Source organism: Dokdonella sp. (assembly GCF_041395345.1).
Classification (GTDB): domain Bacteria; phylum Pseudomonadota; class Gammaproteobacteria; order Xanthomonadales; family Rhodanobacteraceae; genus Dokdonella.
Genome location: NZ_JAWLAR010000019.1, coordinates 40,542 through 55,536 on the forward strand (window position 1 = coordinate 40,542; position 14,995 = coordinate 55,536).

Below are 14,995 nucleotides of genomic sequence, written 5' to 3' on the forward strand. Positions count from 1 at the left end.
AAACGACATGTTCCTGGCAGAGCTCAGACAGGCCATTCGCGTTCTGCGGGCGCGACCCGGTTTCTTCATCACCGCCGTGCTGACCATGACCCTGGGCATTGGCGCAGTGACGGCGATATTCACTGTCTACGACGCCGTGCTGCTCAAACCGCTGCCGTTCCACGACGCCGAGCGCATTGTGCAGATCAAGCGCGTGAACGGTGCATCAGTACAGCGCACGGCCTCGGTTCCGGTCTTCGACGAATGGCGTGAGCGGTCCGGCACGGCGTTCGCGGCACTCGGCGCGTATGCGCCGGAAACGATGAACCTCGCCGGCAATGGCGAAGGCGACGCACAGCGTCTGGCGATCTACAAGGTGACGCCGGGCTTCTGGGATGTCTTCAGCCAGCCGCTGGGGCTTGGGCGCAGTTGGGGAGATGAGGAGGAAGGTCACAATGTCCATGTGATCGTGCTCAGTGATCGTCTCTGGCAGAGCCGGTTCGCCGGTCGCGCGGATATCGTCGGCACGGATATCCGACTCAATGACGAGGTATATCGCATCGCAGGCGTGGCTTCGCCGGGCTTCGCCTTTCCTGACGACGTGGAGGCCTGGATTCCTACCTTCACGCCGGGTCATGCGCAAAGCCGGCGTACCGTCAGCTTTCTGAGCGTGCTTGGACGTCTCGGGGAAGGAGTCAGTCCGGAACAGGCGCAGAGCGCAATACAGTCCGTCATCGACTGGCAGGTGCAGACCTTTCCTGTGGACGAGTCGCCGATGCAGGCGTCCATCGTGACCCTGCAGGACCAGATCGGTGCGCCGCTGGGCAAGGCGCTGGGCATGTTGCTGGCCGCATCCGCCCTCGTCCTGCTGATTGCCTGCGCGAACCTGGCCGGGCTCGCGCTGGCACGAGGACAATCGCGCGAACAGGAATTGTCCTTGCGCAGAGCCCTGGGCGCCGGGCAGGGACGTCTGATGCGACAGGTATTCGCCGAATCCCTGTTGGTGGCCATGGTCGGCACCATTGCCGGCCTGATGGTCGCCCGGCCGGCGATCGCCGGCCTGATTGCGCTGGCGCCGGATCTGTTGCCGACCTACAACCTGCCGGCCATCGACTTGCGCGTGATTGTGGTCGCAAGCCTCCTCGCATTCGCTACGGTGCTGGCATTCGCACTGATTCCCGCCTGGCGCGCCGCCGCGGCGGATCCGGTCAAGGCCTTGCAAGGCGCCTCGCGCAGCCAGACCGGCAGTGTCCGGCAGGTGCGGGCACGTTCCATTCTCGTTTCGGTCGAGATCGCCCTGGCCATGACCTTGCTGGCCGGCGCAGGCTTGCTGATCGGCAGCCTGCAGAAACTTGCCGCGGTCGATTCCGGCATCGATGCCGACAATGTGCTTACCGCCCAGTTTTCGATTTCCACATTGGCACTTCAGCCCGGCGATGACCTGAACGAATGGGCTGCCAACGCGACGCATGCACTGGATCCGAAACTGGAAGCCATCGAGCAGCGGCTTGCCGAACTGCCCGGCGTCGAATCCGTGGCCGTGAGTTTCGGCTTGCCGGCCTCGGGCAACGCCAACTGGTCGAGCAGCTTCCAGATCGTCGGCCAGCCGAAGTCCAAATCCGAAGTCCAGTATCGCTTTGTCAGCAAGGACTACTTCAGGACCTATGGCATTCCGGTTGCGGCGGGCAGGGCGTTCAACGCGCTCGACGGTACGCGCGCGCTGTTGCCGACCGAGCTGATCGTCAACCAGGCGTTTGCGGATCAGTATCTTTCCGGTGTCGATCCGCTCAGTCGTGAAATCATCACCTTTGGCGATGCGCCGATCCGGATCATCGGTGTCGTGGGCAATGTTCGACAGGCCGGTCTGGATCGCGATGCCCACCCCGAGCTCTATTTTCCGGTGACCAAGGCGATCCAGGGCGACATGAGCATTGGCTTGAAGGTGCGTGCCGAGCCCATGGTGCACGCCACCGCCTTGCGCAATGCCATGCGCGAGGTCGCACCCGATGCTCCTGTCTACGCGGTTTGCCCGATGGATTCGGTGATCGGCTCGACCCTCGGGCTGCGCCGCTTCAACATGAGCCTGATGAGCGTGTTCGCAGCGGTCGCGATGGCGCTGGCAGCCATTGGCCTGTATGGCGTGATTGCCTTTTCCGTCGGCCAGCGGCGTCGCGAGATCGGCTTGCGCCAGGCGCTCGGTGCCAGTCGCATGCAGATCCACCGACTCATGTTCGGGCTCGGCCTGCGCATGATCGTGCCGGGCATCGGCATCGGTCTGCTCGGTGCGCTTGCGCTCGGAAAGCTGATTTCGACACAGCTTTACGGCATCGGTGCCGGCAATCCGTTTTTGCTACTGACGGTCGTGCTGATCCTGACCGGCGTGGCCCTGCTCGCCTGCCTGGTTCCGAGCCTGCGCGCGTCCGGCATCGCGCCGATGGAGGTCCTGCGAGATGAATGAGATCAGGGCAACGCTGTCTAGGGCAACGCTGATCAAGTGGCGCAATCGTCACGACACCTGCCTGCGTGCAGATCGCGGCGCGCTGACGCAGATGGACTGGACGTCCTTCAAGGCAGCGCAACAAGGGGCTGCGCGCAGACAGGTGTCGCCCAACTGGTTGGTTTTCAATGGAAAGGGTGGTGTACAGAAGGTACGCCAGTCGCACCGCGCGGCTCGTCAAGGCCACCAGCCTTCACTTCGCCACGCAGCACGACTGGCGAACCTTCTGCACACCATGACGGTTGTGCCACTTGATCAGCGTTGCCCTAAGCCTTCATCCCGGCGCAGGTCTGCATCCAGTTCCTGTTCTTGTTTCTGCAATTCAAGGGCAGAACTGGATTGCAGGCTGCTCCTGCATCGAGCCGTTCGGGCCACTCGCTACGCGAATGTTCGGTTCCGAATCCTGCCTGCACAGTCCAGCCTGCGTCGGGATGACGAGCAGAGACTCGATCAGCGCTTCCATGAGCTCGGACTCGCCTCCCCTCCCAACAAGCAGTCAAGGAAATAGTGCCATGCAAGCCATTACGCATGAATTGAAGCAGGCCACGCGCAGCATTCTTGGTCAGCCCGGATTCTCGCTGCTGGTGGTCGGCGTACTTGCGGCCGGGCTGACCTCCGTGATCTACATGCTGATCGCGATCGGCAGCATGATCATGCGGCCGCTGCCGTTTCCGGATGCCGAGCGCCTGCACTACGTCGGCTACGAAATGGGGCCCGGTCGTCAAGACCAGCTCGATGACATGCGCGAAGACGACCTGATCGATTTGCGCCGGCGCCTCGATGGCCTGGCCAATGTCGGTGGCTACACGACCGCCACGATCAACCTGAGCGATCTCGATCGACCGGAACGCTTCGAGGGTGCCATGGTCACGGGCAATCTGTTCAGCCTGCTCGGCACCGCTCCTGCGCTCGGGCGCGACTTCTCTCGCGCCGATGAGCAGGAAGGTGCGGCCAAGGTGGTCATGCTGTCGGACAAGATCTGGCGCAGTCGCTACAACGCGGATCCGAGCGTCGTCGGGCGCCAGATCCGTGTCAATGCGGAACCCGCCACCATTGTTGGCGTCATGCCACCGGATTTCAGCTTTCCACTCAGGCAGGAGATCTGGAGCGTTGTCCATCTTGCGCAGGGCAATCCGTCGCAATACCAGTACATGGTGGTCTTGCGCCAGGCCGAGACCGCCGATGTCGCGTCGATCAATACGGCCATTGCCGGCTGGGCTGCCGACGCGGAACGGGCGGAGCCCGACTATTTTCGCGGAATAGACGTGGCGATGGAGCCGCTCAGCTGGATGGCGGTGAATCGGGGCATACGCACGATTCTGGGGATCATGCTGATCGCAGTGATCCTGGTGCTGCTGGTGGCCTGCGCGAATGCGGCCAACCTGCTCCTGACCCGAACCCTGGGTCGGCGTCAGGAACTGGCGGTCAGAATCGCGCTGGGTGCGAGTCGCGGGCGTCTGTTCCTGCATCTGCTTTGCCAAAGCCTGATCCTGACCCTGATGGCGGTCGCCATCGCCATCCCGCTGGCCAGCGCTGCGGCCAACTGGACCGAACGTTCGTTCCGGACTTCGGACGACGGTCCTCCGCACTGGTTGCACTTCACGCTGGATCCCAATGTGATCTGGATGACGATTGTCGTGGCCCTGCTCACCGCGCTGGCGGCGGGCCTGCTGCCCGCCTTGCGTGCCGGCAGCGATGCCATGGCCGGCGATCTGCGCGATGGCACGCGCAGTGTCTCTTCCGGTGGCTTCGCCCGTGTCAGTCGCGCGCTGGTGGTTGGCGAAGTGGCCTTGTCCTGTGCCTTGCTGATCGCCGTGGGTACTCTGGTCAACGGCATTTCGGCACTGGATCGCAACTCGATTGGCATCGACCCGACCGGAATCCTGACAGCCCGTGTCGGCCTGTTTCCCGCCAACTACCCGACCGGTCCCGACCAGGTCCGCTTTTTCGAACGCGTTTCCGAACGCCTGCGAGAAGATCCTGCTGTCGTCGAGGTCACCGCGGCAACCAATCTGCCCGCGATCAACAACTGGCGACGGGAGTTTGCCCTGGCGGGCGAGGATCCGGGCGACACGCACATGAAGCGACTGCTGTTCTCGGCCGTCGACTCCAGCTTCCTCGAGACCTATTCCCTGCGCGTGCGCGAAGGACGCGCGTTCAACCAGGGCGATACGGCGGACAGCACTCCGGTCGCCCTGGTCGACGAGCGCTTCGCGGAGCGCTATTCAGGAAACGGCTCGGTTGTCGGCCAGCGCGTCCTGCTGGATCCGCGTGATGAGGAAGCCCACGAAGTCACTATCGTCGGCGTTGTCGCCGGCTTGACCATGGAACAACCCGGGGGTCCGCACAGGCCAAGCCTGCTGGTACCCCTGCGCCAGCAGCCGGCGCGCTTTGTGAGTCTCGCAATCAAGCTGAAGGGGGAGCCGGCGGCATTTGCTCCGCGCCTGTCCGAACTGATCCGCGAGGTGGACGCGGATACGCCGGCTTACTGGGTACGTACCTATGCCGACGCCATTCGTGAAGCCACCTTTGCCGAGCGCCTGCTGGCCAAGGTGTTTGCTGCGCTGGGAGTGATCGCACTGGTGCTGGCCGCTGCCGGACTGTACGGGGTGATGGCCTTCAATGTCGGCCAGCGCACGCGTGAAATCGGCGTGCGTCGGGCACTGGGCGCACGCAATGCCAGCGTGCTGCAAGACCTGACCAGGCGCGTTGGCTGGCAACTGTCGGCAGGACTCCTGATAGGCCTCGGTCTTGGCATTCCCTTCGCACGCATGTTGTCCGGCGCCCTGCCGACGATCCAGTCGAGTCAAACCCTGGTCGTCCTGACCGCCGTCGTCGTATTGAGTCTGGCCACCGTTTTCGCTGTGCTGGTTCCGGCGCGACGTGCCCTGCGCGTCGACCCGGTCGTTGCGCTGCGGCACGAGTGAACCGCCAACGCTGAACGGGAGATCGAACCGATGAATGCCCTGATACAGGAATTCCGCCACGCCTTGCGCGGCGCGATCGCGCAGCCTGCATTTTCGACGCTCGTGGTCGGCGTGCTCGCGATGGGACTGGCCTGCGTCATTTTCATGCTGATCGTGATCGGCAGCCTGGTCATGCGACCGCTGCCGTTTCCCGATGCGCAAGCGCTGCAGACTGTCGGACTCGAAAGCGGCAACAGCCGTATAGGACGCCTCGATCCACTGCGGGGCGATGACCTGCTGCAGCTGCGCAGACAGCTTGAGGGTATCGCGGAGCTATCGGGCTTCCAGAGCGCAACGATCAACCTCAGCGACCTTGACCAGCCGCAACGCTTCGATGGCGCCTTTGTCACCGGCAACCTTTTCAAGGTGCTCGGTGTGGCACCCATGCTCGGTCGCGACTTCAATCTCGAAGACGAACGCCCGGGCGCAGAGCCGGTGGTGATGTTGTCGAACACCCTCTGGCATAGCCGCTATGGCGCGGATCCCGGCGTCATCGGTCGCCGAATCCGGGTCAATTCGAAGTCCGGAACCATTGTTGGCGTCATGCCCGAAGACTTCAGCTATCCGCGCCGGCAAACCGTCTGGATGCCGGCGAGCCTGGAACAGGGAGGGAGGTCCGAGACAAGCCTCTCCGGCGTGATACGGCCACTGCCCGGTGTTTCGGAGGCTGCCATCCAGGCGGCACTGGAAAACTGGTTCGCCGATGCGAGTCGTGCCGATCCGGAACATCTGGGTCGATCCAGGATCGCGATGCAGTCACTCCACCTGCTGGCCGTGCATGCCGGTACGCGGTCGGTACTGACGATCTTGCTGGTTTCCACCTTGCTCGTGCTGCTGATCGCCTGTGCGAACGCGGCCAACCTGCTGCTGACGCGGACTCTGTCGCGCCAGCACGAGTTGTCCATTCGCGTTGCCCTGGGCGCGGATCGTCGGCGACTGACCCTGCATCTGTTTGCCCAGAGTCTGTTGCTCACCCTGGTGGCGGCTGTCATCGGCCTTTTCCTGGCGCAGGCCGCAGCTCGCGCCACCGATCTCGCGTTCAAGACGATCGATGACGGTCCACCGCTGTGGATCCATTTCGAACTCGATACGCGCATCGTGTTGATGACGTTTAGCGTTGCGCTATTGACGGCACTGGTTGCCGGGCTGCTGCCCGCGCTTCGCGCCGGCGGACGCGCTCTGGCGGGTGGCCTGCGCGACGGTACACGCACCACGGGAGGCATGGCGAGAGTCAGTCGCGCCCTGATGGTCGGCGAAGTCGCGCTTTCGCTGACCTTGCTGATTGCCGTTGGCACGGTCGTGCGCGGTGTCACAGCGCTCGATCGCTCGGATCTCGGTATCGACCAGAAGGGAATCCTGACCGCGCGTATCGGCTTGTTCGAAGACACCTATCCGACCGGTGCGGACCAGGTACAGATGGTCAGGCGTGTGACCGACAAGTTGCGTGAAGACCCCATGGTCTTCGACGCCACGGCCGCTACCAACGTGCCGGGCGTTGACGGCTTCAACCGTGAATACGTGAGCGAAGCCGAAGTTGTCGATCCGGATCAGCAACTGCCGCGCATCAACTTCGCTGCCGTGGACGACCATTTTCTTTCCGCGTTCGGTGTCAGCCTGATCGAAGGGCGCGGTTTCGACAGTCGCGATAGCGCGGATTCGACGCCCGTCGCCATTGTCGACAGGCGATTCGCTGATCGTCACGCCGCCAGTGGCAGTGTGATTGGACAGCGTTTCCGCATCGATCCGCGCGACGAGGACGGCCCTGTGGTCACCGTCGTCGGTGTCATCCCGTCACTATGGATGGACAGCCCAGGCGACCCGATTCGACCGGCCCTGCTCATGCCCCTGCGCCAGCAGCCGGCGCGTTTCCTCAGCCTCGCCATGCGCGTGAAGGGCGATCCGGCTGCGTTCGCGCCGCGCCTGGTCGAGCTGCTGCGCCAGGTGGACGCCGATACGCCGGCCTACTGGGTGCGCACCTACGAACAGGTGATCCGCGAGGCGACCTTCGATTTGCGGATTCTGGCCAGGATGTTCGGCGTATTCGGAATCATCGCACTGCTGCTGGCCGGCGCCGGTGTGTATGGAATCATTGCCTTCAACGTGGGTCAGCGCACGCGTGAAATCGGAATCCGCCGCGCGCTCGGCGCCCTTGCCGGGAGTGTCATGAAGCAGGTGCTGTGGCGCGCCGGCTGGCTGGTCTGCATCGGGCTCGCCATTGGTCTGGGTCTGGGCCTGGGTCTCGCACAGCAGCTGGATGTTGCCGTCAACGGGATTTCTGCCGCCGAGTTCGGCAACGGAAACGCAATCACGGCCGCTTCCGCCGTCGCTGTGCTGATCATGGCGACGGTACTGGCGGTGCTGGTACCGGTTCGACGCGCCTTGCGTGTCGATCCGGTGGTGGCATTGCGAGACGAATAAGGAGACTTTCATGTTCGATACCCTGAGCAACGATATTCGCCATGCCGCGCGCACGCTGATGGCGCGACCGGTATTCAATGCAGCAGACCTGACAGGCATGGGGCTTGGACGGGGTGTTGTCGGTGCCATCGCGCTCGGCATCGTGCTCAAGAGCCCGTTGTTCGGGGTCGGCAGTATCGATCTGCCGGGTCTGACAATGGTCGTCGCGCTGCTCGGCGCCATTGCGTTTGTCGCATGCTGGTTGCCGGCGCGGCGGGCAGCCGCAACGACCCGACCGAGGCATTGCGCAACGAATGAGCAAACGCTGCACCGCGCGCCCCGCGGCCATGCCGGTGGGGCAGAGACTGACTCGGGACGACGAGTCTTGCGGTGCCTCAAGATCTGACCGGGAAAGAAAAATGATCCACCTCGAAAAAGTCGAAAAATCCTGGCCGCTGGAAGGCGGCCGGACTTGGGTGCTGCGCAATGTCGATCTCGACATTGCCGACGGTGAGTACGTCAGCGTCATGGGTCCATCGGGCGCGGGCAAGAGTTCGCTCCTCAACGTGCTCGGACTGATGGATCACGACTGGCAGGGCAGCTATGCGCTGGACGGCGTCGTCGTGGACAAGCTCAACGGCAAGCAGCGCCAGGCCCTGCAGCGTGAAAAGATCGGCTTCATCTTCCAGCACTACCATCTGATCGATGATCTGAAGGTCTGGGAAAACCTCGATCTGCCCCTGCAGTATCGCGATGTGCCAGCCAGGGAGCGTGCGGCGCGTGTGGCCGATTTGCTTGATCGCTTCCAGATCGTCGGCAAGAAGGACCTGTTTCCAAACCAGCTGTCCGGCGGCCAGCAGCAACTGGTTGCGGTGGCTCGCGCGGTGATCACCCGTCCGAAGTTGCTGCTGGCCGACGAGCCCACCGGGGCCCTGCATTCGGCGCAGGCACGCATCATCATGGATCTTCTGGCCGAACTGCATGGCGAAGGGATGACCATTGTCCACGTCACGCACAACGAAGCCTTTGCCGGTGAAGCGCAGCGCATCGTCAAGCTGCGCGATGGCTGGATTGAACGGGAATGATCACGGCTTGCAGAAGCGACCCGCCGGACGCAGGATGGCCCGGCGAGCAAATGTGCCGCTTCCGGAGGCAGGCATGACGGCTGCAGACAAACCGAACATCCTGATCGCCGATGACCAGCGCGACGTGCGTGAGGCCTTGCGCCTCCTGCTCAAGAGCGAGGGCTGGAACTGCAAGGCGGTGGAAGGACCGTCTGATGCCCTGGCTGCCGTACGTGAACAACACTTCGATGTCGCCCTGATCGACCTGAACTACACGCGCGATACGACTTCGGGCGCCGAAGGCCTCGAACTGCTGCGCGAACTGAAGAAGCTCGATGAAGATCTTCCCGTCGTGATCATGACTGCCTGGGGCACGATCAACGTGGCTGTCGAGGCAATGCGCCTGGGCGCAGGAGACTTCATCGAGAAGCCCTGGGACAACCAGCGTCTGATGAGCGTGCTCGGCAACCAGCATGCGCTGGGCAGGGCGCAACGCAAGGGTCAGCGCCTGCAGGCGGCGAATGTCCTTCTGCGCGGGCCGGCGGCCGAGGGATTCATTGCGGAGGCGCCCTCGATGCGCAGGTTGCTCGACAATCTCGCGCGGGTCGCGCCTTCGGATGCAAACGTGCTGATCCTCGGCGAGAACGGCACCGGCAAGGGCGTCATTGCGCGCCTGCTGCATGACGCCTCGAAGCGGGCCGAGGAAAGTTTCGTCAAGGTCAACATGGGCGGCATCCCCGAATCCGTCTTCGAGGCCGAGATGTTCGGTCATGTCCGGGGTGCCTTCACCGATGCCAAGAGTGATCGTATCGGCCGCTTCGAGCTGGCCGATGGCGGCAGCCTGTTCCTCGACGAGATCGCCAACATTCCCGTAGCCCAGCAGCCCAAGCTGCTGCGTGTACTGGAGGACGGCGAACTCGAGCGGGTGGGCTCTTCGCGTACGCTCAAGGTCGACGTGCGCCTGATATCGGCGACCAACGCGGATCTTGCCGGCGAAGTGGCAGCAGGGTCCTTCCGCAAGGACCTGCTGTTTCGCCTGAATACGGTGGAACTGCACCTGCCACCGCTGCGCGAACGCGGTGAAGATGTTCCATTGCTTGCGCGATCCTTCCTGGATCGATTTGCCAGACGCTATCAGCGGGATGGATTGAAGTTTGCGCCTTCTGCGCTGAATGCTCTGGGCGCTTACGCCTGGCCGGGCAACGTGCGCGAACTGTCGCATGCCATCGAGCGTGCCGTGCTGATGACGGCGGGCGACACGCTGGATGCGTCTTCGCTGAATCTCAATGCCGAATCGGTTGCCGCAGGCAGCGGAGCGATGGTTTCGCCGGCGGGCTCGGCGCCCATGACGGTCGAGGAGACCGAGAAGCGCCTTGTTCGCCAGGCCCTCGAAAGGACCGGCGGCAACATCCAGCGCGCGGCTGGCTTGCTTGGCCTGAGCCGACCTGCGCTGTATCGGCGCATGGAGAAGTACGGTATCGAGTAGCATGCAGGCCTTGATCGGCGATGGCATTCCTTCGCCTGGGTGGCGAAGGACGAGGTGAGGAACATGCCGCTTGATCCGCACGGAAACCGGGCACGTCCACGGCGCTTGAACTACGAGACGCGCATCTTCATCAGCGCGCTGGTGGTCGCGGCACCCGCTCTGCTCGGATTGGTCATCGTGCTCTGGAGCGGCCAGGGCAGCGACAAGACGGCCCTGATCACGTTTTTCGTCGTGCTTGCGCTGACCTTGCTGTTGGCGATGGAGCATCGGCGTCGTTCGATCTATCCGCTGCGCACGATGTCCAACCTGCTTGAAGCCCTGCGCGAAGGGGACTACAGCTTGCGCGGGTCCAACTCCCGGAGGGACGATGCAATCGGCGAAGTGATTGTCGAGATCAACACGCTTTCGCAAACCCTGCGCGAGCAACGCCTGGCTGTTGAGGAAAAAAGTGCCTTGCTGGCCAAGGTCATCGCGGCTCTGGATATCGCCGTGCTGGCCTTCGATGCGGAGGGATTTCTGAAACTGGCCAACCCGGCGGCCGAACGCTTGCTGGGTTCGCCGTTCCGGCACTTGAATGGACGCTCCGCCGAAGCGCTGGGTCTGGGTGACTGGCTGCAACTGAGCGAACCGAAAATCAGCGAGCGCAGCTTTCCGGGTGGCAGCGGACGCTGGGAGGTTCGCCGTGCGAGATTCCGCGAAGATGGCAGGCCGCACGATCTTCTGGTCGTCACCGACCTCAGTCGCACCTTGCGTGCGGAAGAGCGCCTGGCCTGGCAGCGGCTGTTGCGCGTGCTCGGCCACGAGCTCAACAATTCCCTGGCGCCGATCCGGTCCATGGCTGCCACGCTGGGCAAGTTGCTCGACACCGAGCCGCTGGCAGAAGACTGGCGCGAAGATGCCGGCAGCGCGCTCGGCGTCATCGGCGATCGCGCCGAAGCCCTGGCCCGATTCATGGCGCGCTACACGGCATTCGCGCGCCTGCCTCCGCCCAAGCCACGCACGTTTGCGTTTGGCGAACTGGCGCGCCGCGTGGTCCAGCTCGAGCAGCGCCTCGCAGTCAGTATCGATGCCGGTCCCGATCTGGAGATTCGTGCGGATCCGGACCAGATCGAGCAGGCCCTGATCAATCTGCTCAAGAATGCGGTCGATGCGACGTTGCCCACATCGGGCAGGGTTTGCTTGCGCTGGCGGGTCGATGCCGATCGATTGTCCCTGGAAATCATCGACTCCGGAACGGGCCTGCCGCAAAGCGAAAATCTGTTCGTACCGTTTTTCACGACCAAACCGGGAGGTTCCGGTATCGGACTGGTACTCGCGCGCCAGATCATCGAGGCGCATGGCGGGACCCTGGCTCTGGAGAATCGCACCGACGCGTCGGGATGCATTGCCCGTCTTGGCCTGCCGATCTAGGCAGTGGTCCGGACCTCGAGGCAACGCTGAATTTGGCGTCAATCCAGTGCTTGTCCTTGACTCAGCAAATCAAGAGCCGAAGCGGATCCCGGCCAGTGGCGGGATGGCGAGAAGAGAATCGATCAGCGCTGCCCTATCGGATACGAACGACAAAGATGCTGCGCCTGCCGTGACGTTGCATGACTCACGACAGGCTTGATCCTGTCCCGACCCTCGCGTATCAGTAGGGTCTCCTCCCGGAGCGAGTTGATCATGCGCTTTCTGTACACCTTCCCACTCCTCTTGATATCCGCATTCTCGATCGCGGCAGAAAAACGAGCGATCACGCATGAGGATCTCTGGTTGATGCCGAGAGTCGGCGCACCCGCCACGAGTCCGAATGGCCAGTACGCCGTGTTTCCGGTGATCGAACCTTCCTATGTCAAGGAAGAACAGGTCAGTGACTTGTGGATCGTGCCGACCGATGGCCATGAAGGTCCGCGCAGGATCACCTCCGGAAAGGGAAGCGAGCTGGAGCCGGCCTGGAGTCCGGACAGCCGTCTGCTGGCATTCTCGGCCAAGCGTGGTGACGACAAGGAAGCGGAGATTTACGTGATGGATCTTGCGCGAGGTGGCGAGGCGCAACGCGCTACCCGGATATCCACGGGAGCCGCCTCGCCGCAGTTCTCACCGGATGGCACGCGCCTGCTCTACGTCAGCAAGGTGCCGGAGCAAAGCAGAAACGATGCCGACAGTCAGCGCCTGGCCAAGGAAGAAGAGGAGAGGAAGTACAACGCGCGTGCCTACACCTCCTACCCGATTCGCGAATGGGATGCCTGGCTTGACGGCAAGCAACTGCATCTTTTCGTGCAGCGCATTGGCGAGCAGGACGGGCGCGACCTTCTGGCCGGCACCCGCTTGGCCGGTCTCCCGGGATTCAGTCTTGCGCCGAAATCCGCGCAATGGACGCCAGATGGAAAGTCCGTGGTGTTCGCGGCCAGCCGCAATCGCGATCGCTCGGCATGGTCGTTCACGCACGAAGATCTCTGGCTGGCATCGGCACAGGGTGGAGAGCCGCGTCGCCTGACCGGTGCGGACGCACTCGATGCGGCGGACTCCTGGAGCGCACCGCGCTTCAGTCGCGATGGTTCGCTGCTGTTCGCGCTGGTCGAACCGCGCACGAAGAACGTGTACAACGCACGCAGGCTGGTCGCATTCGACTGGCCGTCGATGCGAGAACGCGGCCGCATCAGCTTGCCCGATGCACGCGAGATCACCGACTACGCAATCGCACCGGATGGTCGCAGCGTGTACGTCCTCGGCGGCGATGCGGGACAGATCAGGCTCTATCGTGGATCGACCCAGGGCGGCATCGCCGAGCTGTTCAGCACGCCGGCCAAGGGCGTCTATTCGGACATGAGCATCGGCGGAGCACGCTCTCCCGTGCTGATCGCGGCCTATCAGAGCGTGGCGGAACCACCCGAGATCGTCAGCCTTGACGCGAGCGGGCGCGGCATGCGCGTGCTCAGCGCATTCGCGCGCGGCCGCGTGGCCAATCTGGATCTGCCGCCGGTCGAGAATTTCTGGTTCACCAACAGCCGGGGTCAGCGCGTCCACAACATGCTGATTCGACCGCCGGGTTTCGATCCGCGCAAGAAGTACCCGTTGCTGGTCTTCATGCACGGCGGCCCGCATTCCCAGTTCTACGATGAGTGGGTATTGCGCTGGAACTACCACCTTTTGTCCGCGCAGGGCTACGTCCTGCTGCTGACCAACTACGTCGGTTCAACCAGCTCGGGCGAGGCGTTTGCGCAGGCGATCCAGGCCGATCCGCTCAAGGGTCCGACCGATGACGTCAATCAGGCGGCGGATGAAGCTATCCGGCGTTTCCCGTTCATCGACTCCGGACGCCAGTGCGCCATCGGTGCAAGCTATGGCGGTCACATGGCCAACTTTCTGCAGGGCACGACGACGCGCTATCGCTGCCTGGTCAGTCACGCCGGTCTGGTCAATCTCGAGTCGCAATGGGGAACGAGCGACGTGTCATACAGCCGTGAAGTCGCGATGGGCGGCCCGGTGTGGGAGCAGAACGAAATCTGGCGCGAGCAGAATCCGATCAGGCTCGCGGCGAATTTCAAGACACCGGTGCTGGTGACTTTCGGCGAGAAGGATTTCCGTGTGCCGCTCAACAACGGCCTGGAATACTGGACCGCGTTGCAACGCCAGAAGGTCGAAAGCCGGCTCGTGATCTTTCCGGACGAGAACCACTGGATCCTGAGCGGCGAGAACAGCAAGTATTTCTACAAGGAAGTGGGTGACTGGCTGGCCACCTACCTGGGTGGCAAGAGTGGCGCCAAGGCCCCACCGCCGGGCACCCCGGCCCAATAAAAAGAGCCCCGCAGTGCGGGGCTCAATGCTGGAGAGCTGAAGCAGTATTACTTGGCGTTGAGTGCCGAGGCGTCAACCTTGACGACACCCTTGATGCCCTTGGTCACGGAAACAGCCTTGTTGACGGCCAGTTCGTTGGGCTGGACACCGGTCAGGGTGACCACGCCATTGACGGTATCGACGGAAATATCGGTGCTCTCGATGCCTTCCGTGGTCGCCAGGTCCGCCTTGACCTTGGTCGTGATCCAGGTGTCCGTCACCGGCTGGTCGGAGTCACCGTCAGCAGACTTCATGCTGGTAGTCTGGGTGAGAGCCGAAGCGTCAACCTTGACGACGCCCTTGATGCCCTTCGCGACGGCAATGGCTTTCTTCACCGCCATCTCGTTCGGCTGCGAGCCGGTCAGGGTGACGACACCGTTGACGGTATCAACGGAAATATCCGTGCTTTCGATGCCGTCGGTGGTGGCGAGGTCGGCCTTGACCTTGGTCGTGATCCAGGTGTCGGTCACGGGCTGCTCGGAATCCATTTCAGCTGAACCCTTGTTCATGTCATCGGCCATGGCAACGGCGGGTGCGCCAATTACGAAGGCAAGGCCAAGAACAATTCGATTGAAGGCAATAGCTGTGCTTTTCATGGGGTATTTCTCCTTGCTGGAAGTTATCCGCGTTGCGGATCGATGTGCCAGCCGATCGAGATTGTCGGGCTCGGTCGGTCGGCTTGGCGGCAAGTCTCGCCAAGTACAAACGTACCCACACTGAACAACGGGGATTTAACCGCAATCTCGTAATGGGAGCATTCAGATTGAATCGTCGATTCAAAATGAACTTG

Annotated in this window: 9 protein-coding genes; 8 read left to right on the plus strand and 1 reads right to left on the minus strand. The window is 62.8% G+C overall.

All coding sequences use genetic code 11. From position 1 onward, the window contains the following. Positions 1-7 precede the first annotated feature (7 nt). The 8 genes from R3F00_RS15630 (at position 8) to R3F00_RS15665 (ending at position 14,166) form a co-directional block, all read left to right on the plus strand. Positions 8-2,437, plus strand: coding sequence for an ABC transporter permease (locus R3F00_RS15630; protein WP_371282732.1), 2,430 nt, complete (start codon positions 8-10; stop codon positions 2,435-2,437). A 551-nt stretch (positions 2,438-2,988) separates the two neighbouring features. Next, positions 2,989-5,403: an ADOP family duplicated permease gene (locus R3F00_RS15635; protein ID WP_371282733.1), complete on the plus strand. Its 2,415-nt coding sequence runs from the start codon at positions 2,989-2,991 to the stop codon at positions 5,401-5,403. A gap of 30 nt (positions 5,404-5,433) precedes the next feature. Further along, complete coding sequence (locus R3F00_RS15640; RefSeq protein WP_371282734.1) at positions 5,434-7,860, plus strand: ADOP family duplicated permease; 2,427 nt, start codon at positions 5,434-5,436, stop codon at positions 7,858-7,860. Between the two features lie 10 nt (positions 7,861-7,870). Next, complete coding sequence (locus tag R3F00_RS15645; protein WP_371282735.1) at positions 7,871-8,245, plus strand: hypothetical protein; 375 nt, start codon at positions 7,871-7,873, stop codon at positions 8,243-8,245. A gap of 13 nt (positions 8,246-8,258) precedes the next feature. Beyond that, the gene (locus tag R3F00_RS15650; protein ID WP_371282736.1) at positions 8,259-8,924 is read left to right on the plus strand and encodes an ABC transporter ATP-binding protein; all 666 of its coding nucleotides are present in this window, start codon (positions 8,259-8,261) and stop codon (positions 8,922-8,924) included. A 73-nt stretch (positions 8,925-8,997) separates the two neighbouring features. Continuing rightward, positions 8,998-10,389, plus strand: coding sequence for a sigma-54-dependent transcriptional regulator (locus tag R3F00_RS15655; protein ID WP_371282737.1), 1,392 nt, complete (start codon positions 8,998-9,000; stop codon positions 10,387-10,389). Between the two features lie 63 nt (positions 10,390-10,452). Beyond that, entirely contained in the window at positions 10,453-11,799 is a 1,347-nt protein-coding gene (locus R3F00_RS15660; protein WP_371282738.1) for a PAS domain-containing sensor histidine kinase, read from the plus strand. A 252-nt stretch (positions 11,800-12,051) separates the two neighbouring features. Next, positions 12,052-14,166: a prolyl oligopeptidase family serine peptidase gene (locus R3F00_RS15665; protein WP_371282739.1), complete on the plus strand. Its 2,115-nt coding sequence runs from the start codon at positions 12,052-12,054 to the stop codon at positions 14,164-14,166. A gap of 47 nt (positions 14,167-14,213) precedes the next feature. Here R3F00_RS15665 and R3F00_RS15670 read toward each other — a convergent pair whose 3' ends face one another. After that, complete coding sequence (locus tag R3F00_RS15670; RefSeq protein ID WP_371282740.1) at positions 14,214-14,801, minus strand: BON domain-containing protein; 588 nt, start codon at positions 14,799-14,801, stop codon at positions 14,214-14,216. Positions 14,802-14,995: the final 194 nt, after the last annotated feature.

Coding starts and splice junctions, on each gene's coding strand:
- R3F00_RS15630 (WP_371282732.1), top strand. CDS start 8: ATGTTCCTGGCAGAGCTCAGACAGGCCATTCGCGTTCTGCGGGCGCGA.
- R3F00_RS15635 (WP_371282733.1), top strand. CDS start 2,989: ATGCAAGCCATTACGCATGAATTGAAGCAGGCCACGCGCAGCATTCTT.
- R3F00_RS15640 (WP_371282734.1), top strand. CDS start 5,434: ATGAATGCCCTGATACAGGAATTCCGCCACGCCTTGCGCGGCGCGATC.
- R3F00_RS15645 (WP_371282735.1), top strand. CDS start 7,871: ATGTTCGATACCCTGAGCAACGATATTCGCCATGCCGCGCGCACGCTG.
- R3F00_RS15650 (WP_371282736.1), top strand. CDS start 8,259: ATGATCCACCTCGAAAAAGTCGAAAAATCCTGGCCGCTGGAAGGCGGC.
- R3F00_RS15655 (WP_371282737.1), top strand. CDS start 8,998: ATGACGGCTGCAGACAAACCGAACATCCTGATCGCCGATGACCAGCGC.
- R3F00_RS15660 (WP_371282738.1), top strand. CDS start 10,453: ATGCCGCTTGATCCGCACGGAAACCGGGCACGTCCACGGCGCTTGAAC.
- R3F00_RS15665 (WP_371282739.1), top strand. CDS start 12,052: ATGCGCTTTCTGTACACCTTCCCACTCCTCTTGATATCCGCATTCTCG.
- R3F00_RS15670 (WP_371282740.1), bottom strand. CDS start 14,801: ATGAAAAGCACAGCTATTGCCTTCAATCGAATTGTTCTTGGCCTTGCC.